The following is a 24,012-nucleotide window of genomic DNA, read 5'->3' on the forward strand; positions in this document are numbered from 1 at the left end:
GGCGTTTACGCCGTCATCAGAAGAGAGAGAACATTAACGCGACGGGAAAACTCATCGGCCAGGTCGCACCGACTAATACCGCGCTGAGAAAGCGAATTCGCTTTTTATCGCGGGAAAGAAACCAGGTGATGATTGCCGTGATAACGGCCATCACCGCATAAAAAACCAACATTTTTTGGTACAGAGACATGTAAGGCATCCGGGCCGAAAGGTGAAATCGCGCGCAATATGCTCTTTTTCATGACCCACATCAAGTTTTATTAATTAATTTAAGAAAAGTGGCTGTAAAACAACCCATTTTCATTATGTTCGGAATTCGTACTATTGCGGATAGTTATAACCAGTACTATACCCATATGGGTTAAAACGAAAGGTGGCACAAATGAATGTTTCCAGTAAAACGGTGGTGCTGATAAATATATTTGCTGCTGTAGGACTTTTCAGTCTGATTTCCGCAAGGTTCGGCTGGTTTGCTTGATGTGGTTCTTGTTTGATTAATTGCAGCGTCCGTTGGCAGAGAGGGACTTCTCTCTGCCATTAGTAAACTATTTTCCCATTCTCGCACTGCCGGGTAAATTATCCTTAGTATGTAATACCCCTAATCCTTCTATGGTATTATGCTGCCCTAGGTGAAGTTCCAGAGCCGTTTGCTGCATTTTCAGGTCTCGCCACGTGGTGGCTACAGCTGTTACCTGTTGCTGGGAATGATGCTGGGATTTGCAGGCATGGTGCAACAACTGGGACTGGTTCTGAGCGTTTGTGCGCTACTTGCCTGGCCTTGCAGCTTACGCCGCTGATTACTGTACGGTATACCTGAAAGCACAAAGCCCGATATTAAGCCGTAATGCTTGTCAGTTAACGAACCGAAGGTAATGAATCTGTTGCCTCTGGTGTATTGTTCCGTTCACCTTATGTTTTTCACTTCTCTGAAACGATACTGCCTGTGAACGTGTTAAGGGTACTATCGCCGTACCCTTAACAATCCCGGCTCCCGGCGGGAAAATTGCCACTTCGTGGTCCCCTCCGCTTATTCCTCCAGGCTACCGGGCCGGGCGCGATGCAACGTCCCTGTAAAACGCGCCCTGAACCCGCATCCCTGCGGGTTCTCCCGGCCTTACGGAAACACGTCGGCAATTTTCAGCCGGACCAGCCCACACCTGGCCACCTGGATTTTTTGTTTAAACAGCAAAACAGATTTAACTGGAAGTCAGAGCGTTGCAACGATGACCCCGGTCCGGCTGAAAATCGATGAGGTGTTGACGGCTGACCGGGTCTGCCCGCAGGGATGCGGGCAGAGGGGACGGCCTGCAGGGATGCAGGCTCGACCCCGACCCGACAGGCAGACGGCATAAGATGAATGAATCGCGCAGCGACGATTTTCCCGCCGGGAGCCTGGGTTGCAAGGGAGGCGGCGGTGAGCCTCCATTGCACGTTCACGGGTATCAGTGCCTCAGAGAAGTGATGCCGCTGAGGTGAACGGAACCCTGAGCCGGAATCACATGTTCCCTGTAATGCTTTACTGACTGGCATGCCGGGGCTTTGTTGTATCAATTAGCCTGACCTCGCGGATATTTCCAACTTACCGCCGTCCGATGGCGACGAGGCCAGTGGCGCGAATAGTATAGACACACGTTTGCCGATATTTAGCTATCAGTGCCCCATTTACCGCTCGCGCTTAAAAGATTACTCATGCTTGATCATGACATGGCGAACAATCGTGTAATCTTCCAACCCATAAACCGACATATCCTTGCCATACCCAGACTGTTTTTGCCCACCGTGCGGCATCTCGCTAACCAGCGTGAAATGGGTATTGACCCAGGTGCAACCATATTGCAGGCGAGCGCTAAAGCGATGCGCACGCCCAACATCCCGGGTCCAGACGGAAGATGCCAGTCCGTATTTCGAATCATTTGCCCACGCCAGCACCTGGTCTTCATCATCAAATACGGTCACGCTGACCACCGGGCCGAAAACTTCCCGCTGCACGATGGCATCTTCTTGCTTCGCCCCGGCCAGCAGCGTTGGGGCAAAGTAGTAGCCTGCGCCATCCACTTTCTTGCCGCCGGTGATAACTTTGATATGCCCCAGGGCTTTGGCCTCATCGACTGCTTTAGTCACGCGATCAAGATGTGCCTGCGAGCTTACCGGTCCCAGTTCCGTCGATTCGTCGTTCGGCGCACCAATTTTCAGGCTGGCAACCGCGGCGCCGAGTTTCTCAACCAACGCGTCATAAATGCCTTTTTGGGCATAGATTCGACAAGCGGCGGTACAGTCTTGCCCGGCATTGTAATAACCAAAGGTCCGCACGCCGCTCACTACCGCATCCAGATCGGCATCATCAAAAATGATCACCGGGGCTTTGCCGCCCAGTTCCATATGTGTGCGCTTAATTGACGGCGCGGTGTGCTGAATAATGTGTTCACCGGTTGCAATGGAGCCAGTCAGCGAAACCATGCGGACTTTTTCATGGCCGGTCAGCGGATCGCCCACCGTTTTACCGCGACCAAACAGGACGTTGATAACGCCAGCCGGGTAAATATCTTTGGCAAATTCGGCCAATTTAAGCGCCGTCAGCGGGGTAATTTCTGATGGTTTAATCACCACACAGTTTCCCGCTGCCAACGCTGGAGCCAGCTTCCACGCCGCCATCATCAGCGGATAGTTCCACGGAGCAATAGAGGCCACCACGCCGAGCGGATCACGGCGAATCATCGACGTATGTCCTTCCAGATACTCTCCGGCCGCCTGTCCTTGCAGAGTTCGAGCCGCCCCGGCAAAGAAGCGAAAAACGTCGACAATAGCTGGAATTTCATCGTTGAGGACACAGTGCAGTGGCTTACCGCAGTTAAGTGATTCCAGCTCAGCGAAGGTTTGCGCGTTATCGGCAATAGCGTCCGCCAGTTTCAGCAGCAGTTCAGAGCGGACTTTCGGCGTGGTTTGCCCCCAGGTGGCAAACGCGGTGTCTGCCGCACGCACCGCGGCATCAACCTGCATGGCTGACGCCTCAGCAATCTCCAGAATGAGTTCACCAGTGGCAGGGTTATAGACTGGCTGCTTTTCACCTTCACCGTTGACCAGCTCGCCATTAATCAGTAATTGATGTTGCATAGCAATTTCCCATATCGTCGTTTATTTACCGTTTCCGGCGAGAGTGTCGCCTTCACGCGTTAGCCACCAGGCCCCTAAAATTGGCAGTGTTGTCACCAGCATTACCAGCAATGCCACAACGTTGGTGACCGGCACATCCCGTGGACGGCCCAATTGATTGAGCAGCCACAGAGGAAGTGTTCTTTCATGTCCGGCGGTGAACGTTGTCACGATGATTTCATCAAACGACAAGGCAAACGCCAGCATCCCGCCCGCCAGTAGTGCCGATGCCAGATTGGGCAGCACGACGTAACGAAAGGTTTGCCAGCCGTTGGCACCAAGATCCATAGACGCTTCAACCAGACTCCATGAGGTACGGCGAAAACGCGCCACAACGTTGTTAAACACCACCACCACGCAAAACGTCGCATGGCCCACTACGATCGTGAGAAAACCCGGTTCCAGGTTGATGGTTTTAAACGCCGTCAACAGCGCAAGGCCGGTAATAATGCCCGGCAGCGCGATCGGCAACAGTAGCAACAGCGATATTGCACTTTTGCCAAAAAAGTCCCTACGCCACAGCGCGGCCGCAGCCAGCGTCCCCAGAACAAGGGCAATAGCGGTCGACAACGCAGCGATCTTAAGTGACAACGTCACAGACTCCAGGATATCGCTACGCTGCGCCGCAACGCTAAACCACTTCAGCGTTAATCCCTGCGGTGGAAAACTAAAAGCAGCCTCCTCAGTATTAAAAGCATAGGTGGCAATGATGAGGATGGGAAAGTGCAGGAAAATAACCCCACCCCATGCCGCCAGTTTGAGTAACCAGGGCGCGCGTTCAGAGTGCATCGAAAGCTCCCAGACGCTTCACGAACGCCAGATACAGTGCGATTAACACAATCGGCACCAGAGTAAATGCCGCCGCCATCGGCATATTGCCGATCGCCCCTTGTTGCGAATACACCATGTTGCCGATGAAATAGCCTGGTGGTCCCACCAGCTGTGGCACGATAAAGTCGCCCAACGTCAGAGAGAAGGTAAAGATAGATCCCGCAGCGATACCGGGTATTGCCAGCGGAAGAACCACATAGCGGAAGGTTTGACGCGGACGCGCGCCCAAATCAGCGGAGGCCTGTAACAGTGACGGCGGAAGTCTCTCCAGTGCGGCCTGTACCGGCAGGATCATAAACGGCAGCCAGATGTATACGAACACCAGAAAGCGCCCTAAGCCTGAAGTCGACAACGTATTGCCGCCTACCGCAGGCAGCGTCAGGAACGAAAGCAGTAGCGGCTCCAGCCCAAGATGGGTTAAAAACCACTGCGCCACACCGTCTTTAGCTAACAGCAGCGTCCACGCATAGGCTTTAACGATGTAACTGGCCCACATTGGCAACATTACGGCAATGTAAAAAAAGGCTTTCATTTTGCCGCTGGTATAGCGCGCCATATACCACGCCATCGGAAACGCCAGAATCGCGCTGGCAATGGTGACCGCCACCGCCATCGTCAGGGTACGCAAAATGATGTCGTAGTTAGCAGGATTAAACAGCGCCTGCAAATTCGCCAGCGTCAGGTCCGGCGTGACCGACATAGTGAAATCGTCGAAGGTATAAAAACCTTGCCACAACAGCGTCAGTAATGAGCCGAAGTAGACAATGCCAAACCACATCAGTGGTCCAAGGAGCAGCAAAAACAGACCCATCCCCGGATTACGCCAGAAGTAACCTGAGATCCGGTTCAGGCTTGTCGACTGTGGAGGCGAATGTAAGACGTTCATAGCCATTCACCTCTCCTCAACCAGCGGTACCATCACGTCGCGGGACCACGATGCCATCACCTGCTGACCCGGCGACAACGTTGACGGTAGCATTTCTCCCGTCAGGTTCGCCTGGCTAACCAGCAGTTTTTCCCCTCCGGCAAGTTTCAGCTCAAACCGCGTCGCCGCCCCCTGATACTGCACCGCCTGAATAACACCCCGGGCCTGGACTTCTCCTCCGGCATCATTCAAGCGAATGTGTTCGGGACGTAGGGAGAACATACCCTGTAGCCCACAAACGTTCGCCGACATCGTCGCATCAAAGACATTTGACGTTCCGACGAAACTTGCCACAAACGGCGTCCGCGGACGCATGTAAAGTTCACGCGGAGAATCCACCTGTTCGATGCGACCGTTATTAAACACCGCCACCCGATCGGACATCGACAGGGCTTCACCCTGATCGTGGGTGACAAAGATGAAGGTGATGCCAAGGGATTGCTGTAATTTTTTCAGCTCCAGCTGCATCTGCTCACGCAGTTTGAGATCCAATGCCCCGAGCGGTTCATCCAACAGCAGGACGCGCGGTTCATTGACCAGCGCCCGGGCAATCGCCACACGCTGACGTTGCCCACCGGAAAGCTGCGACGGTTTACGTTCATAAACAAAACCGAGTGCGACCTTATCCAGTGCTTCACGTGCTTTCGCGTGGCGTTGTTTTTTATCAATGCCTTTAACCATCAGCCCATAGGCGACGTTGTCGAGGATCGACATGTGCGGGAATAACGCGTAATCCTGAAATACCGTATTGACGTCCCGTTCCCAGGGCGGCAATTCGCTGGCCTGTTTACCAAAAATAGTGATTGCGCCGCCTGACAGTTGCTCAAACCCGGCAATCAGGCGCAGACAGGTGGTCTTGCCGGAGCCGGATGGCCCCAGCATAGAGAAAAACTCACCGTCGTTAATCGCAATACTCACCCCATCCACTGCACGAACATCCCCATACAAACGCGAGACGTTATGAAACTCCACTGCGTACGTCATAAAACCCCCAGCGGAATTAACGACCACCCATAATGGCGATGTAATCCTGCGTCCAGCGACTGTAAGGAACGAATTTTCCACCTTCGGCAATTGGTGTTTTCCAGAAGGCAATTTTGTCGAAATAGCTATAGCCGTTGGTTTCACAGCCTTTTTCACCCAGTAACGGGCTGGCTTTACAACCTTCAGGCACCACTGGCAGAGAACCAAACCAGGCGGCTACGTCGCCCTGTACTTTCGGGGTTAATGACCAGTTCATCCATTTGTAAGCGCAAACCGGGTGTTTCGCTTCACTGTGCAGCATGGTGGTATCAGCCCATCCGGTAACCCCCTCTTTTGGGAAGACCGTGGCAATTGGCTGACCTTCGCCTTTCAAGGCGTTAGCCTGATAAGGCCAGGCGCTTGACGCCACTACGCCTTCGTTTTTGAAATCGCTCATTTGCACGGTGGTATCGTGCCAATAGCGATGGATCAACGCGTGCTGATCGCTCAGGACTTTGATCACCGCCTGATACTGTTTTTCAGTGAGCTGATAGGGGTCGGTAATACCCAACTGCGGCTGGGTGGCTTTAACGAATAATGCGGCGTCGGCAATATAGATCGGGCCATCGTAAGCCTGAACGCGACCTTTATTGCTTTTCCCGTCAGGCAGATTTTGTTCAACGAATACCACGTTCCAGCTGTCCGGCGGCGTTGGGAAGGTTTTGGTGTTATACATCAGCAGGTTTGGTCCCCACTGGTATGGCGTACCGTAAACTTTACCGCCAACGTTAAACCACTCCCCTTTTACCACTCGCGGATCAAGGGTTTTCCAGTTAGGGATCAGCGCAGTATTAATCGGCTGAACGCGTTTTCCCATTATCAGGCGCAGTGAGGCATCACCAGAAGCGGTTACCAGGTCGTAACCGCCTTTAGCCATCAGGCTGACCATCTCATCAGAGGTGGCCGCCGTTTTTACATTGACCGCACAGCCGGTATCTTTCTCAAACTGCGAGACCCAGTCATATTGTTTATCGGTTTGCCCACGTTCGATATAACCCGGCCAGGCAATAATATCCAGGCGGCCTTCCGGTTTATCTAATGATGTGGGGGGTTCGGCTGCCTGCGCAGTCATCAGCGTCATGCTGAAGGCACACAGGCTACTGAGGGCAAGTTGCTTGCTCATAACGTCTTACTCCTGTCGAAAAAATATTGAGCGGCAGCCTTGCCGTAAATATATGTCCTTTTCTAAAAATAGTCGGGGTGTGGTAAGCGTTCCTGCTGGTGCAAGGAAATTTAATCAGGTTGTGAGCTAACGCTCATTACGCTACAGACTCTGACCAAGGGGGTAATCTTCTGGAGTATAGACAAGGAGTTAGACGCAGAGGTGGCAATAGTATTAACTATTGATATTTTGTATGGCCGCACCCGATATAAATAATACCGTGGTTCAGCATTCACTATTTCGAAAATAAGAATGCGCTATTCATTTATATTGAATAGCGCGTTATGGTTTATTTCATCATTTCACGAATTAATTTGCCAAGCTGTTTTACGGCCTGCTCTTCTCGCTCTCCCCAGTGCCATGCAGTATTAAAACGAAAAAAACGTGTCCAGCTTCCCGAGGTCGAAAACATTTTACCCGGCGCAATGCTGATGTGGTGTGCCAGCGCATGGGTACTGAGCACACCAGCATCAAGCGGTTCCGGCAGCTCCAGCCACAGAAAATAACCACTGTCGTTGTGGTGAATTTTGACTTCCGCCGGAAGATGACGCAGCAGCGTTTGCCAGGCCTGTTGTTTACGTTCCGCCAGTTGCCGACGCAAGCGTCGCAAATGCGCGTCATAGCGCCGGGTTGAAAGATAATCAACAAGTGCAAGCTGCATGGGCGAACTGGTAGATAAAGTACTCATTAGCTGGAGTCGCTGAATACGCCGGGCATGTTTCCCTGCTGCCACCCAGCCAATACGAAATCCTGGCACCAGACACTTCGAGAAAGACGAACAATGCAGAACGCTGTCGGCGCGATCCCAGGCTTTGGCAGGTAGCGGTTTTTCGCGGCCAAAGTACAGCTCGCTGTAAACATCATCTTCAATCAGCATTACGTGGTATTTTTCCAACAAGGCAACCAGACGCGCCTTTTTCTCTGCGCTGAGCGTAAAACCCAGCGGATTTTGGCTGTTGGTCATTAGCCAGCAGGCTTTTACCGGGTACTCCTGCAACGCCTGCTCCAACGCGGCAAGATCGATCCCCTCGTTAACGTCGGTGGCTACCGACAGCGCCTTCAGACGTAATCGCTCCAGGGCCTGCAACGCTCCGTAAAAACAGGGGTTTTCGACAATCACCCAGTCACCCGGTTCAGTGACAGCTTGCAGGCTCAGGTTGAGGGCTTCCAGCGCGCCGGTGGTGATGACGATTTCGTCCGGTGAAATGGTCATCCCCTGTTGAGCATAGCGACGGGCAATGGCATGACGCAACTCAGCATTCCCCGGCGGCAGGTTTTCAATCACACTCATGGCGGTGGCGGTTTTACTCACCTGCGCCAACGAGCGGTTCAACTGTTGAAGTGGAAACAGACGCGGGTCGGGGAATGCTGAGGCAAAGGGCATCACTGACGCATCCCGGCTGGCCTGCAACATATCAAAAATATAGGTATTGATATCCACCGCTTCGTCGCGCATGACCTGTACCTGCGGCGCTGCCAGTTCACGTTCGGGGCGCGCGGCGACATAATAACCAGACTGCGGCCGGGCGATAATCCGCCCCTGGCTTTCCAGCAACTGGTATGCGTGTCCGACGGTCATAAAACTCATTCCGCTGCTGACCACTTGCTCACGCAAGGAAGGCAAGCGATCGCCTGGCTGCCATACGCCAGACGCAATTTGATCGCGAATTTGCTCTGCCAGTCGCTGGTACTTTTTCATTTTTGATCCTGATTACCGGTGTCGGTGACAATCACTGTGTATATCAGTTTACATAATCAGGGTGTTTTTTATAACTGTTATAGTTAACAGTTTTACAACATCGTTAACGCCAGCTCTTTGCCTAAGGCGCGCGCAGCAATCTGCACGGCATCAATTTTTGTCGTGTGCTTTAAATCAAATAAACGGGTGATCTCCTGCTTAGGTCTGCCGATCCTGTTCGCCAGCTCCTGCTGGGTGATTTTTGATTCAAGGAAGGCATTCAGCAGAAGAACCTTTATACACACAAAGTAAACATTTATGATTACCTTTTAATTACCTTGCTATTAATATTGCAGAATTACTAACGTGGGGAGGACGCTATTTAATAACAGGAATCCAGCTTCCAGATTTCATATCAGCGTGTACAACCTATAACAACACTGCAACTGTTATGGTTAAAAAGAACTGTTCTGTTTCTGCCCCGCATTGCTTCTCAGGCTTAGAATTGCGCCAAATCAATTTTGCCTGCGGAGTTAAGCATGTTCGGTCTTGACGCGTTTCACCTGGCGAGGATCCAGTTCGCGTTTACGGTATCCTTTCACATCATCTTTCCGGCCATTACCATCGGCCTCTCCAGTTATCTGGCAGTACTTGAGGGGTTATGGCTAAAGACGAAAAATCCCACCTGGCGTTCGCTATACCATTTCTGGTCGAAAATATTCGCCGTAAACTTTGGTATGGGTGTAGTTTCCGGGCTGGTGATGGCTTATCAGTTCGGTACCAACTGGAGTGGTTTTTCCGAGTTCGCCGGTAGCATCACCGGGCCGCTTCTGACCTATGAAGTGCTCACCGCCTTCTTTCTTGAAGCGGGCTTCCTTGGGGTAATGCTGTTTGGCTGGAACCGGGTTGGCCCAGGGCTTCACTTCTTTGCCACCTGCATGGTCGCACTGGGTACCATTATTTCAACCTTCTGGATCCTCGCCTCTAACAGCTGGATGCAGACACCGCAAGGCTATGAAATAGTTAACGGCCAGGTCGTTCCCGTTGACTGGTTCGCCGTTATTTTCAATCCTTCATTCCCTTATCGTTTACTGCATATGTCCGTTGCCGCTTTCCTCAGCAGCGCGTTGTTTGTTGCAGCGTCAGGTGCATGGCATTTATTGCGCGGGAATAACACCCCGGCTATTCGCGCAATGTTCTCAATGGCGCTATGGATGACGTTAATCGTCGCCCCGCTGCAGGCTTTGATTGGCGATATGCACGGTTTGAATACGCTGAAGCATCAGCCGGCAAAAATTGCTGCGATTGAAGGGCACTGGGAAAATCCGCCCGGCGAACCAACCCCGCTACTACTTTTCGGCTGGCCGGATATGGAGCAGGAACGCACCCGCTATGGGCTGGAAATTCCTGCCCTGGGTAGTCTGATCCTGACCCATAGCCTGGACAAACAGGTCCCGGCACTAAAAGAGTTTCCTAAAGAAGACAGGCCTAACTCAACGATGGTGTTCTGGTCGTTTCGCATAATGGCCGGGCTAGGCATGCTGATGATCCTGCTGGGCGCTTTTGCCCTGTGGCTGCGCTATAAGCAGCGTTTATACACCTCGCGCCCTTTCCTGCGCTTTGCCTTGTGGATGGGCCCCTCAGGTCTGATTGCCATCCTTGCCGGTTGGGTGACCACTGAAGTTGGCCGTCAACCGTGGGTGGTTTACGGTCTGCAACGTACGGCGGATGCGGTTTCCGCACATGGTGATTTACATATGAGCATCAGCCTGCTGTCCTTCTTTGTGGTGTACAGCTCAGTGTTTGGTGTGGGTTACAGCTACATGATACGCCTGATCCGCAAGGGGCCACATGAAGATGACCCAACAATTCCGCCAACCGGCACGCCTGCCCGGCCGCTTTCGGCTGCCGTCCTTGATTCTCAACCGGAGGCTCATCGCTAATGGGTATCGATTTATCAGTTATCTGGTTTGTGATTATCGTGTTCGCCACGCTGATGTATATCGTGATGGACGGTTTTGATCTCGGGATTGGCATTTTATTCCCCGCGATTCAGGACGCTGATGACCGCGATGTGATGGTTAACAGCGTCGCTCCCGTATGGGATGGGAATGAAACCTGGCTGGTGTTGGGCGGGGCCGGGTTATTTGGCGCGTTCCCGCTGGCCTATGCGGTGATTGTCGATGCGCTGACGCTCCCGTTGACCCTGATGCTAATCGGCCTGATTTTTCGCGGCGTCGCGTTTGAGTTTCGCTTCAAGGCCACGCCGGCGCATCGACCATTCTGGGATAAAGCCTTTCTCAGCGGTTCAATCCTGGCGACATTCACCCAGGGCGTGGTGGTGGGTGCCGTACTCAACGGATTTTCCGTTACCGGTCGCAGCTACAGCGGCGGTCCTTTCGACTGGTTGACCCCGTTCACGTTGTTCTGCGGCGTTGGCCTGGTTGTAGCCTATGCCCTGCTGGGGGCGACATGGCTGGTGATGAAAAGTGAAAATCCGTTGCAGGATAAAATGCGTCGCGTGGCCAAAAAACTGCTGCTGGCAATGTTGATTGTGATTGCCATTATCAGCCTGTGGACACCACTGGCGCATAGCGCGATTGGCGAGCGTTGGTTTAGCCTGCCCAACCTGTGGTTCCTGATGCCGGTTCCGCTGCTGGTTGCGCTTATCAGCATCTGGCTGTGGCGTTCGCTGGGGCAACATAACTGCCATACGCTGCCTTTTGTATTGACACTGGGGCTGATTTTCCTCGGGTTTAGCGGGCTGGGGATCAGTATCTGGCCACACATCATTCCGCCGTCCATTACGCTCTGGCAAGCGGCGGCTCCGGCGCAAAGTCAGGGCTTTATGTTGGTTGGCGCACTGCTGATTATCCCGATAATCCTGGTGTACACCTTCTGGAGCTACTACGTTTTCCGCGGCAAAGTTCAACATGGTGAGGGGTATCATTGATGCAACAAACAATCTGGAAACGCCTGATGTGGCTGGTGATCCTCTGGGGCGGCAGCGTGCTGGCCCTCGCCGCTGTTGGTATGTTCTTTCGTCTCCTGATGACGGCCGCCGGATTTAAGTCCTGAATCTCTCCCTGATAACACCCGGGCAGTGCTGCACTGCCCGGGTGTTACAAATCCCAACATCGACTAAACAAAAATGTAAAAAACATCAAAATGACAAAACAGAGATTGTCATTATCCCGATTAAAATATTGAATAGTCACCAGGCGAAATTATCGCCAATTCCGCAGCTAACGTACCAGAGGGTGGATGATGTTTAAGAAAGGGTTAACAGTGTTATTGCTGGCCAGCGCGCTTTTTTCCGGTCAACTTTTCGCTACTAATCAGGGATATGAATATCTTCAGGTGCAGGATGCCGATCATTTACTACGACACACGGCCGACAGTGATGAGCTGCGAGTGACGGCGGAAGAATCCGCCGCCGATCTTCGTGAACGCCATCACTGGCAAAAATCACGCAAACCCGATACGCATCTGAGCTAACGATTAACCTTACGCTTCGGCAGTGTCTTCATCAGTTCTTCCGGACTGACCGAAGCCACGACGCTACCCGGCAACGGCATCTTCAGAATGTGATGTTTCATCTTGCCGATCACGTGCATTTCGCACGGTCGGCAATCAAATTTCAGCGTCAGGACTTCATCGCCGTTAACCAGTTGCATCGGTGTCGCTTTCCAGCTCTTGATGTTCCCTTTCGCCTGTTTCGGACACAGGTTAAAGGCGAAACGCAGGCAATGTTTGGTGATCATCACCGGTACTTCGCCCTTTTCTTCATGCGCTTCATAGGCTGCATCAATCAACTGAACGCCATAACGGTGATAAAACTCACGCGCTTTTTGGTTGTAGACGTTAGCCAGGAAACTCAAGTGCGTTTGCGGATAAACCGGCGCTGGCTGGGATACTGGTTTGCGGCTACCGCGCTTATAGCTTTGCAGGCGCGCTGCATCCAGCATATCAACGGCTTCACGTCTTAACTGATTTAGTTGACCGTTTGGCACGAACAGCGCGCCCGGCAGATTCACCTGAATATTGCGGGCGTAGTACATCGTCTGCCCAAGTTTTGCCAGTCCGTCCTGTAGGTTACTCAACGCTTTTTCCGCATTGTTCGCTTCCTCAAACTGGCCATCCAGCGTATGGGTAATGCTCACGCCCTCTTCACTGGTGAGCGTCAGAATCAACTGCTCCTGCCAGCCGCCGAGCTCAATATCGATCGCAACACGGCGTTCGCTGGAGGTTTTGGTTAACGCTTGCTGCCAGTTATGATCGAGGTTGCGATTCAGCGGATGATGCGGACGCACTTTGTGCAGATCGGCAGGCATTTCATTCGGCCATACCCGATAACGATTGTTCCCCGTTTTTTCCACGGTGTTGGCGCGGAATCCAACAACCTCACGTTTGATTAACACGTTCAGGCCATCCCCGTTAGCCAGCGGTTCTGTCACCTCAACATCGAGATGATCTTTCGCCACCTTCAGGACTTCGCCGACCGGCAAACCGATAAACTTTGGTGAGTCGAATGCGCCGATATCCCCTTTACGGGCATTCACAAAATAATCGGTGCTGCCACGATGGAAGGTTTTCTCCGTGGATGGGGTAAAGAAATGTTCGGTACGTCCCGCTGATGAACGGGCCAGGTCGCCGCGCTCTTCAATGATGGCATCGAGCATCTGGCGATAATGCGCGGTAATATTCTTTACATAACTCATGTCCTTATAGCGCCCTTCAATTTTGAAGGAACGCACACCTGCGTCAATCAATGCGCCGAGGTTGGCGGTCTGATCGTTGTCTTTCATCGACAGCAGGTGTTTTTCATAGGACACCACGCGTCCCTGATCGTCTTTCAGGGTATACGGCAGACGGCAAGCCTGGGAACAGTCGCCACGGTTAGCACTGCGTCCGGTTTGCGCATGTGAAATATAACACTGACCTGAATAGGCAACGCACAGCGCGCCGTGAATGAAAAACTCAATGGTCGCATCGGTAGCCTGATGGATGGCGTTAATTTGCTCAAGGCTCAGTTCGCGCGCAAGGACAATCTGGGTGAATCCGACATCAGCAAGAAATTTCGCCTTCTCAACGCTGCGAATATCACATTGGGTGCTGGCATGCAGTTCAATCGGGGGAATATCCAGTTCCAGAATCCCCATATCCTGTACGATCAGAGCATCAACACCGGTCTGATACAAATCGGTAATTAACCGCTGCGCGGGTTCCAGTTCATCATCGTGCAAGATAGTATTTAGCGTCACAAAGATTTTCGCCCCATAGCGATGGGCGAAAGGCACCAGTTCGGCGATATCTTTCAGGCTATTACTGGCGTTATGGCGCGCGCCAAAACCCGGTCCACCAATGTAAACGGCGTCTGCGCCGTGCAAAATGGCTTCGCGCGCAATGGCGGTATCCCGAGCCGGGCTTAACAATTCAAGGTGATGAGGCTGCTGGCGCATACAGTTGTTACCATCCACAAGCGGTAAAAATGGCGGCTATTGTAGTCACAAGCGCAGCTTTTCGGAATAGTTTTCCCGATTAACTGCGCGGGTAATGGATCAGCGAATGAAAGTGCACCGTTTGTTCGCTGCTGTTACGGTAACTGTGTGCCATATCTCCGGCGAAACGGACACCCTCACCAGATTTAAGGGTGCGCCACTGCCCCTCAATACACATATCCAGCAGACCATTAATCACCACCACGTGCTCTATTACGCCGGTCTCATGCGGAGTAGATTCACTGAGCGCGCCGGGCGCCAATAGTATCGAAAAATGATCGAAGCACAGTTGAGGATCCCACGGGAACAACGGCGTGACGACCATTGCCTGCTGCTGGGGATCGAATGTTAGCGTGCCGTCTGACTCTGGTGGTGAAATAAACGTTGAAAACGGGACGTTCAGCCCAGTGGCAATTTTCCACAATGTCGCCACCGTTGGACTGGATTCATTACGTTCAATCTGCCCCAGCATCGCTTTTGAGACGCCAGTTTCCTCCGCCAGACGCGAAAGACTCCATTCCCGCTGGTGACGTAATGTCCTGAGCGTTGTGGCCAGATAGTGGGTTAAGTTGTCCATTTTCTCCTTCGTCGCTCTCCTTACTCGGGGCTACAGTTTAGCACTTGTACGCTATAACGCACAGTGCTACAGTGATTGACCGTTATAACGCACACGGAGTGAATATGCGTGCATTCTCCATCCCCCTGCCCACTGTATTATCGGGTTTTGTGGCGGTCCTGGTTGGCTATGCCAGTTCGGCGGCCATTATCTGGCAAGCGGCACTCGCCGCAGGTGCGACTACCGGGCAAATTGCAGGTTGGATGACCGCACTGGGGTTAGCAATGGGGGTCAGTACGCTGGTGCTGACATTGTGGTATCGCGCTCCTGTACTTACCGCATGGTCAACGCCCGGTGCCGCGCTGCTGGTGACGGGCCTGCACGGGGTATCTATTCAGGATGCCATCGGCGTTTTTATCGTGGCTAACGCGCTGATTGTGCTGTGCGGCGTAACCGGACTGTTTGCCCGCCTGATGAAAATCATTCCCCACTCGCTGGCATCAGCCATGTTGGCTGGGATCTTACTGCGTTTTGGTTTGCAGGCATTTGATAGCCTGAACAGTGAGCTTATTTTGTGCGGTAGTATGCTGGTGGCATGGCTGGTGCTAAAAGTTATTGCCCCAAGATATGCCGTTATCGCTGCGATGTTAGTGGGTATTGCCATCGCCTTGATGAAAGGTGACATTGTCACTAATGATGTTAATCTGTCACCGGTTATCCCAGCGTTTATTACCCCGCACTTTTCATTACCCCACAGTATCAGCATTGCACTACCGTTATTTCTGGTCACTATGGCTTCGCAAAATGCCCCCGGTATTGCGACCATGAAAGCATCAGGATATTCGTTACCCGTTTCCCCTCTGATTGTTTTTACGGGTCTACTGGCGCTGCTATTTTCACCTTTTGGCGTCTATTCCATCTGCATCGCCGCCATAACCGCCGCAATTTGCCAAAGTCCTGAAGCGCATCCGGATGCAAATCGACGCTGGCTCGCCGCAGCGGCAGCAGGCGTCTTCTATCTTCTGGCTGGGGTGTTTGGCGGTTCGGTTACAGGACTGATGGCAGCCCTGCCCGTAAGCTGGATCCAGATGCTTGCTGGTCTTGCATTACTCGGCACGATTAGCGGTAGTTTATATCAAGCCTTACATAATGAAGCTGAACGCGATGCGGCCATCGTGACTTTTCTGGTTACGGCCAGTGGTCTGACGGTATTTGGCATTGGGTCTGCATTCTGGGGGCTGGTTGTCGGCGGTATTTGCTACGCAGTGTTGACGTTATTTCGCCGCGCGTAGCTGCGTTGGTGTTTTACCTGTCACTTGTTTAAACCGGTTACTGAAATGACTCGCCGAACTAAATCCGCAGGCCATTGCAATATCCGACAGGCTGCGTGATGAATAACAGACCAGTTGCTGCGCTAGCGCCATACGGCGTTGCATGACGTACTGATGCGGCGCCATATTCATCGACTGGCGAAACATTCTAGCAAAATGGAATTCGCTTAGCGCTGCTTCACCAGCCAGATCGCTCAACGTTATGGGATACGCCAGATGTGCTTCAATATAGGCCAGCACGTTACGCAAGGTGGCAGGCGCAAGTCCTCCGGTGACAACGGGAAGTCGCCATTGAACGTTGCTGTAATGCTGGATCAGATGCGTTAACAGTAGTGAAGATGCCGCGCTAAGCGTGAGGTGATTAGCGGGTTGCAGCCAGTCGTTACCAAGCAAAAACTGACGGTAAACCGCCGTGATCCCCGGATCGCTGCCAAAAGTATGCTCGTCCAGCGTGAAGCTATAAGGGCTTTTGTCCCAGACTTTTTCACCCACTTCGCGCAGGTGAGCGTCGGTACAATAGAGATGAACAAAGGAAAGATCGTCACGAATATCCCAACTGGACTCACTCTCTTTTGGCATCAGGCAAAAACGATCCGGTCCGCCGCCATTCTTCCAGCCTCCCGCCGTTTTGTGATAACTCTCGTAGCCATCCGCGATGTATAAACTGAGCGTGTGGTGATCGCAATACTGGGTAATGGTGTCGCGCTTGTTTGACCAGGCAGCCAGTTGGATCCCCGAATGTAACGCAACCGACTCGTGCAGCACGGCATTGTGTTTGCGTAAGTTTTCAAAGGCACCATAGGGCTGAGACATACCATCACATTCAAAATAAGTTAGCAGGCTTTCAGTCTATATCAGCTACATATCGTTAACAGCTTCCTTTTCACCTTTACACTAAAAAAAGCGCAAGATTTTGCAAGTCCAGCGCAAGCCGATGAAAGCCCCTTGCTACCCGACGTGGCACAGTGTGCGCCTGAAGACCAAAAAGAGAGAGTTGTATGAACGGACTGTTGTACTGCCTGGTGGTGGTGATTTGGGGAACGACATGGATTGCGATTTACCTGCAACAAGGCCCGGTTGCGGCGCCGGTTTCCATCTTCTGGCGCTTTGCCATCGCCAGCACCGTGATGATAGCCATCCTGCTGATCAGCGGGAAATTGCGTAAGCTTTCCGGACGCGATCATCTGTTTTGTCTGTTACAAGGTGGATGCGTTTTTTGCTTTAACTTCTGGTGTTTTTACACTGCCGCTGCGTGGATCAATACCGGTCTCGAATCCGTCATTTTCTCGATGGCGGTCCTGTTCAATGCGGTTAATAGCTACCTGTTTTTTGGTCAAAAACCACCAGGACGCTTTTATGTTGCCGCCGGGCTGGGGCTGACAGGTATTGTCACCTTGTTCTGGCAGGATTTGGTCAACAGCGGGTTGAATCACTCGCTGCTGCTGGGGATTGGTTTAAGCGCCCTCGGCACTTTTGGTTTCTCACTGGGCAATATGATAAGTCTGCGTCATCAGAAAAAAGGTCTCGAGGTGATGACCACCAACAGTTGGGCGATGCTGTACGGCACCGTGTTGATTGCTACCATTGCGCTGGTGCGCGGCGACAGCTTCACGCCACAGTGGACCTTCAGTTATCTCAGTGCGCTGTTGTATCTGGCTATTTTTGGTTCGGTAATCGCCTTCGGCGCCTATTTCACGCTGGTCGGACGCATTGGTCCCAGTAAAGCGGCATACAGTACACTGCTTTTTCCACTGGTGGCGCTAACGCTGTCTACGTTGTATGAAGGGTATGTCTGGCAGGTTAATGCGATTGTGGGATTAGTATTGATTTTGCTGGGGAATCTGGTGATGTTTGCCCGACCAGAAACGCTGATGGGTAAACTCGTATATCGTCGCCGGGCGGCATAAAAAAACGCACCATCCAGGGATGGTGCGTTCTTCGTTATTATTGTTTTTTGTTTACGTCAAACATGGAAGCATCAGTCGCCATGTCATCAACAACTTTCTTCAACGTTTCGAACGCCATCGGCGTACTTTCGTTGTTCAGGTCTTTGCCTTCACCCTGACGTACAACTTTAATGACAGGTTTATTGGTTGCCGCATCAATCAACTCACCTTCGAAAAAGAGGTGCGTATCCATGGTACGGTGCCCCGTCGCCATTTGCGTACCCGCAACGAGCAGTGCAACCGGGACCACTTCATAGAACTGCAGCCCTTCTTTGCTGGTAGCAACACCGGTGATTGCCCCGCGGAAAATCAGACTGCGCGAGCCTGGCGTCGTAACCAGCGGTTTACGTTTTGCCAGGGCAGTTTTCATTTGGGTATTGGTATAGCTCAACAGCTTATCAAGAACCTGCTGACCGACCTGGGTGGTTGGTTTAGGAACCGGATAATACGTGATCGGGTTATAAACGATGTTATCGTATTTAGACTCATTAAAGTTGGGATCAACCCAACGCAGCACCGGCTGTCCGGTTGCAGATTTTGTTTCCTTCAGGCCGGAGTAATCTTTTAAAAAACCTGAATATTTATCAGGCTGCGTTATTTTTGAAGCACAGCCTGATAACGCCAGTAAACCCGTAAGCACTGCAACTTTAAATAAAGTTTGAGCACGCATGGAACGATCCCTTAGTATTTGCAGATATGCATCTGAAATAATAGCAAAAGGAAATCATTTTGGATGAACTAAAAATGGTAAGGCCCGCACAATTTTATCTTAACGTTTTCTTAATATTCAGCACAAAAAAATGCTGTACGTAGAAAGAGTTATCACAAATGGGCAGGTCAGACCGTTTTACGCGCCAGCATTGTTGCAAAGCGTAGTTTAATTCGGTTGCCGTGCTCATCCGTACGATGAAGCTCACCTACGTCTTCGTTATATTTCAGCAGATCCCAACCTGTGTAGTAACGGCGTAACTCCCCTGTTTTAAACGCAAACGGGAACCCAACGGTGCACGGAAAATCATCGGTATCCATTGCCGCGACGATCAGGTTATACCCACCAGGATTGGTGCAGCGCTGCATATTTTCAATCAGGCCCGGGATGGTTTTCGCGTCCAGGAACATCATCACCACGGTAGAAAGAATAAAATCATATTCACCGTCAAAGTTTAGCGCATTGAGATCCGCCACCTCAGCGTGCAGATTAGTCAGCCCTTCCGCGTTTTTAATGCGTTCCAGATTGGCGATGCTCATCGGATTCTTGTCCCATGCGGTAACGTCATAACCGTTGGCCGCCAGGTACAGACTGTTACGGCCATTCCCGCAGCCCAGATCTAACGTTTTGCCCGGGGCAACAATTTTCGCCGCGTCGACGACATCGGAATGCGTGCGGGTCAAATCATATTTCTCAGTAAAGTAGTTTTCGTCACAACGGATCATTATTTATCCTCAGATTTCAGTAATGCAGCACGTTCGGTGCGAATAAGCAGTTTTCCCTGCATCAGCAATGCAAACGTACGTATCAGTAATAGCGCAATGATAAAATTGGTAAAAATAAACAGCGGGATCGCCAGCGTATGAAAAAAGCCTGACTCGCTGCCGTGCCCTAAATGCAGCCCCGTAGTCGCCAGTGCCGACACGCCGAACGAGAAGCTCCAGAAAGACGCATTAAACGGCTGTGACAAATACCACGGCATCAGGCGTAGCATAAACAGAAGTTGCAACAGACCATAGCCGAACAGCATTTTGGCTAACGTATCTCCCTCGCCACCGTTCACACTAAGCCACGCGCTACAGGCGACCAGCGCAGGCGCCAGTTGTATACCAAGTGAAGTCCGTAAAACCGTCGGCAGCTCGCCGCAGCTTCGTAAACGCTGCAGAATAACCGGCTCGAGACTGAGCCAGGAAAATACCCCTGCGCCCAAAAACACCAATCCGGCATCGTTGAAGCCAAGCGCACCACAGGCCATGGCGCTGATAAAGTTATTGGCAACGGTTGGCAGATACAGACCCGGTGTGGTGGCCTCTTCCGGGTGCTCGCCACGCCATAATCCAGCCGTTTGCCAGGCCGCATACGCCAGCTGTATCACCACGCCGATGCTGAACAACACAATCGCCAGCGGTCGATACCACGGGACAAAACCAATCGCGACCAGCATCGTTGTAGCCGGAAACAGACTGACAAAACTGCTCATCACCGGATGACGAATTTCCGCCAGTACGCTATGAGGAAAACGCAGTAAACGACTAATAAAGGCCAGCGTCAACAATCCCCAGATGACCATCGCAAGGATCACTAAACCGTCGCCAATCCAGTGGCTTACAGGCCATACCTGGCTGGCATATCGCCACGCGAACCCCATCCCGATGATGCCCAGTACCATGCCAAAATAACCGGCCGGAAGATTGAGGACTCGCTCACTTTGCTTGCTCTTACTCATTTTGTTTATTTTTTAAAGTATATTTGAAATGCATTTTATGGAATTTCCACGAATTTAGCCAGTACGGAAAACTTTGCTACGTTTAACTAAGGTGCGCAACATGGAAATGAGCTATGACCAAATATCGTCTGGGCGATGAACCTCGCGCCTTTAGTTACCAGGATAATGGCAATAAAAAGAGCGTATTACTACGCCAGATAATTGCGCTCATTGATTTTAATGATGTTAAAGCCGGTACGCTCGGTGGCTGGATTGATGATGAAAGCGTGCTTTCGCAAAGTGGCGATTGCTGGATTTACGATGAGAATGCGCTCGCGTTTTCCGGCGCGACGATATCCGGAAATGCCCGTATTACACAGGCAAGCGTGGTCAGAGATGGCGCGCAGATTGGTGATGCCGCCTGGATTGACCGAGCAGAAATCAGCCATAACGCGCAAATACGTGACAACGTCACCATTCGGGATTCTGTTGTTCGCGGTGAGTGCCTTCTCTGCGGTGATGCGCGCGTTGTGTGTGACTCTGAAATTATCGCCGCCAAAGGACTTACTCGTGAAAACGACCAGCTCCTGCAAATTTACGATCGGGCGACAGTCAGCAATTCACGCGTGGTGCATCAGGTGCAGATCTATGGTGATGCAATTATCAACTATGCCTTTATAGAACATCGGGCTGAAGTTTTTGATTTTGCACGGGTAGAAGGTAACGAAGAGAATAATGTCTGGATCTGCGATTGCGCTAAAGTCTATGGACATGCGCGTGTCATCGCCGGAACTGATGAAGACGCCATTCCTACCCTGCGCTATAGCTCGCAGGTGGCGGAACACGCGGAGGTTGAAGGTAACTGTGTGCTGAAGCACCATGTGCTGGTCGGGGGGCATGCAAAATTACGCGGCGGCCCAATTCTGCTGGATGGGCACATCCTGATTGAAGGCCACGCCTGTATTCTGGGTGAAGTGCTGATCGAGCATCATATTGAGATAACCGGTCAGGCCCAAGTTGAAGCCTTTGATGGCGATGCGATCCATCTGCGCGGGCCAAAAGTGATCAACGGCGAACAACGTATTACGCGCACCCCTATCGCCGGTTTATTCTGAAGAGTCATCAATGATGCGGGCATAGAGATTCACATCATAGTAATCGCCATTGAGGAACTCCGCTTGTCGTAAGCATCCTTCCAGTTGGAAGCCATTACGCAACGCCACCTGGTTGCTCTTGACGTTATCTACACGACATTTAATCACGAAGCGGCGAATCTCCTGGCGCTGCGCATAATGCTGAATCAATGCCTGTAGCGCCTGAGACAGAATACCTTTGCCCTGGTGATCTTCGTCCAACCAATAACCAATATAAGCGGCTCTGTTCAGCGGTTCTATCTGGTTAAACGAGATAACGCCAGCCACCTCCCCTTGTTCGAAAATAAGGAACATTTTGGCGTAGCCGCGCTGGTGCAACATCATATTGCCCTGCACATTCTTGCGGGTGTCCTCCACAGAAGTCACAAACTGCGGCCAGTTCAGCGACTGCTGGAGCCAGACTTTATTTTTAAGCACCAACTGATGCAGAGGGGGGACGTGTTGTTCTTCGACGGCACGCAGTTCCAGCGCGTCACTAACGATTATTATTTCTGACATGTTTATCTCCTTTGCAATCGTAAACGGGGCATTTCTGACTGGCAGTAGCCGATATTACTCTGTTTAGAGTCGGGGAAGTCTTATTTTTATGCTGTAACAGCAATCACTTAGAAAGAATCTCTGGCGTGGAACCCGTTACTCTGGTGATCCGGGTATCCCCTCATGGATAGACCGTAATGATGACAATAACACTTTCACTTTATTGCTAAGGAGCAAGCATGGCAGCACCTTTGGGTCGTTTAGCACTTATTCCGCTTTTACTGATTACCGCCTGTCACCAACCCGTTTCCTCCACTCAAGCAGGCCCCGTTCCCTTTGCAGTCAATCAGCAACAGGTCGTGGATAATACCACGCTGGAAATTTCCCGTAGCGCACTGGAATATAACATTCATAAAGTTCAGCAACTGCTGGCAGATAAAACCCGGATGTGCGCCATTCTTAAAGGAGACGCGTATGGCCACGATCTCTCACTGGTAACACCGGTGATGATGCAAAACGGCGTGCAATGTATTGGCATCGCCAGCAATGAGGAGATTAGAACCGTTCGCCAGTCAGGCTATACATCACAGCTCATGCGCGTTCGCAACGCGACGGAAAAAGAGATGCGCCAGGCAGCGGACTTCGATACCGAAGAGCTGATCGGTAATCTGGATATGGCTAAGCGTCTGAGTGCCATTGCTCAGGAGAAAGGTAAAATCATTCGTATTCATCTGGCACTGAACTCTGGCGGTATGTCGCGTAACGGTCTGGAAGTCAGTACCGCTGCAGGTCTGGAAGAAGCCCGCGCCATTTCCGCATTACCCGGCCTGAAAATTGTTGGCATCATGTCGCATTTCCCGGAAGAAGATGCTGCGGTGGTTAGACGCGATCTGGCCCGTTTCAACACGCAATCGGCCCAGGTACTGAAAATTACCGGGCTTAAGCGCGAAGATGTCACCCTGCATGTCGCGAATACGTTCGCCACCCTGACCGTTCCAGAATCCTGGCTCGACATGGTTCGTGTTGGCGGTATTTTTTATGGCGATACCATCGCCAGCACCGAATACAAACGCGTCATGACATTTAAATCCGCCATCGCGTCGGTAAACCATTACCCCAAAGGAAACACCGTCGGATATGACAGAACCTATACCCTTAAACGTGATTCCGTTCTGGCCAATATCCCGACAGGTTATGCCGATGGTTATCGCCGTGTATTCAGTAACGCGGGACACGTGCTGATCCGCGGCCAGCGGGTTCCGGTACTGGGTAAAACATCCATGAATACCGTGATCGTCGATGTGACCGATTTACCGCAGGTTGCATCTGGCGATGAAGTGGTGCTGTTCGGTAAACAGGGAAATGCGCAGGTTAGCGCAGAAGAAGTCGAAGAAATTAGCGGCGCGCTGTTCACTGAAATGTCGATCCTCTGGGGGGCGACGAACAAACGCGTGATGGTCGATTAACACCTAAAACAGGAAGGGCTTCCTTTTCTCGCTGGAAGCCCTTTTACACAGCAAGCGCCATTCTACTTAGCTCTCACTGACACTCTCTCTTTGCAAAATTTTGAGCAAATCTTCCTTCAGGTGGAGTTTCTGTTTCTTAAGACGAACAATGTCCAAGCTATACCCCCGACCATCCGAACCTTCCAGTCTGGAGATCTCATGATCAAGGCTGTTGTGTTTTTCGAATAAGGACAGAAAGCGAGGGTTCTCGGATTTCAGTCGGGAAATAAGGTCTCTGTATTCTGGAAACATACTTTCTCCCTGTTAGTGGACAAGAACGTGTATAAGAAATACACACTCACAGAGTACCCATTTGCCATACAGAAAAATGCGAACAGGATCGAGTAAATAGTGTACAG

The 24,012-nt window shown here is 51.6% G+C and carries 25 protein-coding genes and 1 pseudogene; 10 read left to right on the plus strand and 16 right to left on the minus strand.

Features of this window, described 5'->3' with window-relative positions; genetic code table 11:
• Positions 1–16 precede the first annotated feature (16 nt).
• On the minus strand, positions 17–190 hold the full coding sequence (locus tag C2U41_RS09375; RefSeq protein ID WP_003020198.1) for a GhoT/OrtT family toxin: 174 nt from the start codon (positions 188–190) through the stop codon (positions 17–19).
• 192 nt (positions 191–382) lie between these two features.
• Here C2U41_RS09375 and yncL point away from each other — a divergent pair, with 192 nt between their 5' ends.
• On the plus strand, positions 383–478 hold the full coding sequence (yncL, locus tag C2U41_RS09380) for a stress response membrane protein YncL (RefSeq protein WP_071524268.1): 96 nt from the start codon (positions 383–385) through the stop codon (positions 476–478).
• A 151-nt stretch (positions 479–629) separates the two neighbouring features.
• Positions 630–797 carry a hypothetical protein gene (locus tag C2U41_RS09385; RefSeq protein WP_164846956.1) on the plus strand — a complete coding sequence of 56 codons (168 nt, stop codon included), beginning with the start codon at positions 630–632 and terminating at the stop codon, positions 795–797.
• A gap of 886 nt (positions 798–1,683) precedes the next feature.
• On the opposite strand, the gene patD is transcribed toward C2U41_RS09385, so the two are convergent.
• The 7 genes and pseudogenes from patD to C2U41_RS09430 form a co-directional block, all read right to left on the minus strand.
• Complete coding sequence (patD, locus tag C2U41_RS09400; RefSeq protein ID WP_003020201.1) at positions 1,684–3,111, minus strand: aminobutyraldehyde dehydrogenase; 1,428 nt, start codon at positions 3,109–3,111, stop codon at positions 1,684–1,686.
• 21 nt (positions 3,112–3,132) lie between these two features.
• A complete protein-coding gene (locus tag C2U41_RS09405; RefSeq protein WP_003020204.1) occupies positions 3,133–3,939 on the minus strand; it encodes an ABC transporter permease in 807 nt (268 codons plus the stop codon).
• Positions 3,929–4,873, minus strand: a complete 945-nt coding sequence (locus C2U41_RS09410) for an ABC transporter permease (protein ID WP_003843727.1) — start codon at positions 4,871–4,873, stop codon at positions 3,929–3,931. The genes C2U41_RS09405 and C2U41_RS09410 overlap by 11 nt, the downstream gene beginning before the upstream one ends.
• Positions 4,874–5,890, minus strand: a complete 1,017-nt coding sequence (locus C2U41_RS09415; RefSeq protein WP_003020210.1) for an ABC transporter ATP-binding protein — start codon at positions 5,888–5,890, stop codon at positions 4,874–4,876.
• 16 nt (positions 5,891–5,906) lie between these two features.
• Positions 5,907–7,052, minus strand: a complete 1,146-nt coding sequence (ydcS, locus tag C2U41_RS09420; protein WP_003020212.1) for a putative ABC transporter substrate-binding protein YdcS — start codon at positions 7,050–7,052, stop codon at positions 5,907–5,909.
• Positions 7,053–7,380: 328 nt separating this feature from the next.
• Positions 7,381–8,790, minus strand: coding sequence for an aminotransferase-like domain-containing protein (locus C2U41_RS09425; protein WP_044702348.1), 1,410 nt, complete (start codon positions 8,788–8,790; stop codon positions 7,381–7,383).
• Between the two features lie 92 nt (positions 8,791–8,882).
• A pseudogene (locus tag C2U41_RS09430) lies at positions 8,883–9,074 on the minus strand (type II toxin-antitoxin system HicB family antitoxin); the annotation flags it as partial.
• A 234-nt stretch (positions 9,075–9,308) separates the two neighbouring features.
• On the opposite strand from C2U41_RS09430, the gene C2U41_RS09435 reads away from it, so the two are divergent.
• The 4 genes from C2U41_RS09435 (at position 9,309) to C2U41_RS09450 (ending at position 12,267) form a co-directional block, all read left to right on the plus strand.
• Positions 9,309–10,712, plus strand: a complete 1,404-nt coding sequence (locus tag C2U41_RS09435; RefSeq protein WP_103848710.1) for a cytochrome ubiquinol oxidase subunit I — start codon at positions 9,309–9,311, stop codon at positions 10,710–10,712.
• Entirely contained in the window at positions 10,712–11,722 is a 1,011-nt protein-coding gene (gene cydB / locus C2U41_RS09440) for a cytochrome d ubiquinol oxidase subunit II (RefSeq protein WP_103848711.1), read from the plus strand. Before C2U41_RS09435 ends, cydB begins: the two co-directional genes overlap by 1 nt.
• A complete protein-coding gene (locus C2U41_RS09445; RefSeq protein ID WP_003020230.1) occupies positions 11,722–11,847 on the plus strand; it encodes a DUF2474 domain-containing protein in 126 nt (41 codons plus the stop codon). Before cydB ends, C2U41_RS09445 begins: the two co-directional genes overlap by 1 nt.
• 189 nt (positions 11,848–12,036) lie before the next feature.
• Positions 12,037–12,267 carry a DUF2554 family protein gene (locus C2U41_RS09450; RefSeq protein ID WP_103848712.1) on the plus strand — a complete coding sequence of 77 codons (231 nt, stop codon included), beginning with the start codon at positions 12,037–12,039 and terminating at the stop codon, positions 12,265–12,267.
• On the opposite strand, the gene C2U41_RS09455 is transcribed toward C2U41_RS09450, so the two are convergent.
• Positions 12,264–14,231, minus strand: coding sequence for a peptidase U32 family protein (locus C2U41_RS09455; RefSeq protein ID WP_003836129.1), 1,968 nt, complete (start codon positions 14,229–14,231; stop codon positions 12,264–12,266). The two genes, C2U41_RS09450 and C2U41_RS09455, sit on opposite strands and share 4 nt — an antisense overlap.
• A gap of 79 nt (positions 14,232–14,310) precedes the next feature.
• On the minus strand, positions 14,311–14,847 hold the full coding sequence (locus C2U41_RS09460; RefSeq protein ID WP_003836127.1) for a helix-turn-helix domain-containing protein: 537 nt from the start codon (positions 14,845–14,847) through the stop codon (positions 14,311–14,313).
• A gap of 104 nt (positions 14,848–14,951) precedes the next feature.
• Between C2U41_RS09460 and C2U41_RS09465 the strand changes: the two genes are divergently transcribed.
• Positions 14,952–16,118 carry a benzoate/H(+) symporter BenE family transporter gene (locus tag C2U41_RS09465; RefSeq protein WP_046670720.1) on the plus strand — a complete coding sequence of 389 codons (1,167 nt, stop codon included), beginning with the start codon at positions 14,952–14,954 and terminating at the stop codon, positions 16,116–16,118.
• On the opposite strand, the gene C2U41_RS09470 is transcribed toward C2U41_RS09465, so the two are convergent.
• Positions 16,101–16,970, minus strand: coding sequence for an AraC family transcriptional regulator (locus tag C2U41_RS09470; RefSeq protein ID WP_003836123.1), 870 nt, complete (start codon positions 16,968–16,970; stop codon positions 16,101–16,103). The genes C2U41_RS09465 and C2U41_RS09470 overlap by 18 nt on opposite strands.
• Positions 16,971–17,155: 185 nt before the next feature.
• On the opposite strand from C2U41_RS09470, the gene C2U41_RS09475 reads away from it, so the two are divergent.
• Positions 17,156–18,064 carry a DMT family transporter gene (locus tag C2U41_RS09475; RefSeq protein ID WP_003020250.1) on the plus strand — a complete coding sequence of 303 codons (909 nt, stop codon included), beginning with the start codon at positions 17,156–17,158 and terminating at the stop codon, positions 18,062–18,064.
• 37 nt (positions 18,065–18,101) lie between these two features.
• On the opposite strand, the gene C2U41_RS09480 is transcribed toward C2U41_RS09475, so the two are convergent.
• The 3 genes from C2U41_RS09480 to tehA form a co-directional block, all read right to left on the minus strand.
• The gene (locus C2U41_RS09480; RefSeq protein ID WP_003020253.1) at positions 18,102–18,773 is read right to left on the minus strand and encodes a DUF3313 domain-containing protein; all 672 of its coding nucleotides are present in this window, start codon (positions 18,771–18,773) and stop codon (positions 18,102–18,104) included.
• Between the two features lie 167 nt (positions 18,774–18,940).
• Entirely contained in the window at positions 18,941–19,537 is a 597-nt protein-coding gene (gene tehB / locus C2U41_RS09485) for a tellurite resistance methyltransferase TehB (RefSeq protein ID WP_003836119.1), read from the minus strand.
• On the minus strand, positions 19,537–20,538 hold the full coding sequence (tehA, locus tag C2U41_RS09490; protein WP_003020259.1) for a dicarboxylate transporter/tellurite-resistance protein TehA: 1,002 nt from the start codon (positions 20,536–20,538) through the stop codon (positions 19,537–19,539). The genes tehB and tehA overlap by 1 nt, the downstream gene beginning before the upstream one ends.
• Before the next feature lie 113 nt (positions 20,539–20,651).
• Between tehA and ydcK the strand changes: the two genes are divergently transcribed.
• Positions 20,652–21,632: a YdcK family protein gene (ydcK, locus tag C2U41_RS09495; RefSeq protein WP_032935675.1), complete on the plus strand. Its 981-nt coding sequence runs from the start codon at positions 20,652–20,654 to the stop codon at positions 21,630–21,632.
• Here ydcK and rimL read toward each other — a convergent pair.
• Positions 21,624–22,169, minus strand: a complete 546-nt coding sequence (rimL, locus tag C2U41_RS09500) for a 50S ribosomal protein L7/L12-serine acetyltransferase (RefSeq protein WP_032935674.1) — start codon at positions 22,167–22,169, stop codon at positions 21,624–21,626. The two genes, ydcK and rimL, sit on opposite strands and share 9 nt — an antisense overlap.
• A gap of 218 nt (positions 22,170–22,387) precedes the next feature.
• Between rimL and alr the strand changes: the two genes are divergently transcribed.
• Positions 22,388–23,614, plus strand: coding sequence for an alanine racemase (gene alr / locus C2U41_RS09505; protein WP_003020268.1), 1,227 nt, complete (start codon positions 22,388–22,390; stop codon positions 23,612–23,614).
• A gap of 66 nt (positions 23,615–23,680) precedes the next feature.
• Here the strand turns inward: alr and C2U41_RS09510 are convergent, their stop codons facing one another.
• Positions 23,681–23,905, minus strand: coding sequence for a YdcH family protein (locus tag C2U41_RS09510; protein ID WP_003020276.1), 225 nt, complete (start codon positions 23,903–23,905; stop codon positions 23,681–23,683).
• Between the last annotated feature and the right edge of the window lie 107 nt (positions 23,906–24,012).

The sequence above is a fragment of the Citrobacter freundii complex sp. CFNIH4 genome, from assembly GCF_002934505.1.
GTDB lineage: Bacteria > Pseudomonadota > Gammaproteobacteria > Enterobacterales > Enterobacteriaceae > Citrobacter > Citrobacter freundii.

Coding starts and splice junctions, on each gene's coding strand:
- C2U41_RS09475 (WP_003020250.1), top strand. CDS start 17,156: ATGAACGGACTGTTGTACTGCCTGGTGGTGGTGATTTGGGGAACGACA.
- yncL (WP_071524268.1), top strand. CDS start 383: ATGAATGTTTCCAGTAAAACGGTGGTGCTGATAAATATATTTGCTGCT.
- C2U41_RS09450 (WP_103848712.1), top strand. CDS start 12,037: ATGTTTAAGAAAGGGTTAACAGTGTTATTGCTGGCCAGCGCGCTTTTT.
- C2U41_RS09460 (WP_003836127.1), bottom strand. CDS start 14,847: ATGGACAACTTAACCCACTATCTGGCCACAACGCTCAGGACATTACGT.
- tehA (WP_003020259.1), bottom strand. CDS start 20,538: ATGAGTAAGAGCAAGCAAAGTGAGCGAGTCCTCAATCTTCCGGCCGGT.
- alr (WP_003020268.1), top strand. CDS start 22,388: ATGGCAGCACCTTTGGGTCGTTTAGCACTTATTCCGCTTTTACTGATT.
- C2U41_RS09375 (WP_003020198.1), bottom strand. CDS start 190: ATGTCTCTGTACCAAAAAATGTTGGTTTTTTATGCGGTGATGGCCGTT.
- patD (WP_003020201.1), bottom strand. CDS start 3,111: ATGCAACATCAATTACTGATTAATGGCGAGCTGGTCAACGGTGAAGGT.
- C2U41_RS09465 (WP_046670720.1), top strand. CDS start 14,952: ATGCGTGCATTCTCCATCCCCCTGCCCACTGTATTATCGGGTTTTGTG.
- C2U41_RS09410 (WP_003843727.1), bottom strand. CDS start 4,873: ATGGCTATGAACGTCTTACATTCGCCTCCACAGTCGACAAGCCTGAAC.
- C2U41_RS09470 (WP_003836123.1), bottom strand. CDS start 16,970: ATGTCTCAGCCCTATGGTGCCTTTGAAAACTTACGCAAACACAATGCC.
- rimL (WP_032935674.1), bottom strand. CDS start 22,169: ATGTCAGAAATAATAATCGTTAGTGACGCGCTGGAACTGCGTGCCGTC.
- ydcK (WP_032935675.1), top strand. CDS start 20,652: ATGACCAAATATCGTCTGGGCGATGAACCTCGCGCCTTTAGTTACCAG.
- C2U41_RS09435 (WP_103848710.1), top strand. CDS start 9,309: ATGTTCGGTCTTGACGCGTTTCACCTGGCGAGGATCCAGTTCGCGTTT.
- C2U41_RS09415 (WP_003020210.1), bottom strand. CDS start 5,890: ATGACGTACGCAGTGGAGTTTCATAACGTCTCGCGTTTGTATGGGGAT.
- C2U41_RS09455 (WP_003836129.1), bottom strand. CDS start 14,231: ATGCGCCAGCAGCCTCATCACCTTGAATTGTTAAGCCCGGCTCGGGAT.
- tehB (WP_003836119.1), bottom strand. CDS start 19,537: ATGATCCGTTGTGACGAAAACTACTTTACTGAGAAATATGATTTGACC.
- cydB (WP_103848711.1), top strand. CDS start 10,712: ATGGGTATCGATTTATCAGTTATCTGGTTTGTGATTATCGTGTTCGCC.
- C2U41_RS09445 (WP_003020230.1), top strand. CDS start 11,722: ATGCAACAAACAATCTGGAAACGCCTGATGTGGCTGGTGATCCTCTGG.
- C2U41_RS09510 (WP_003020276.1), bottom strand. CDS start 23,905: ATGTTTCCAGAATACAGAGACCTTATTTCCCGACTGAAATCCGAGAAC.
- C2U41_RS09425 (WP_044702348.1), bottom strand. CDS start 8,790: ATGAAAAAGTACCAGCGACTGGCAGAGCAAATTCGCGATCAAATTGCG.
- C2U41_RS09405 (WP_003020204.1), bottom strand. CDS start 3,939: ATGCACTCTGAACGCGCGCCCTGGTTACTCAAACTGGCGGCATGGGGT.
- ydcS (WP_003020212.1), bottom strand. CDS start 7,052: ATGAGCAAGCAACTTGCCCTCAGTAGCCTGTGTGCCTTCAGCATGACG.
- C2U41_RS09480 (WP_003020253.1), bottom strand. CDS start 18,773: ATGCGTGCTCAAACTTTATTTAAAGTTGCAGTGCTTACGGGTTTACTG.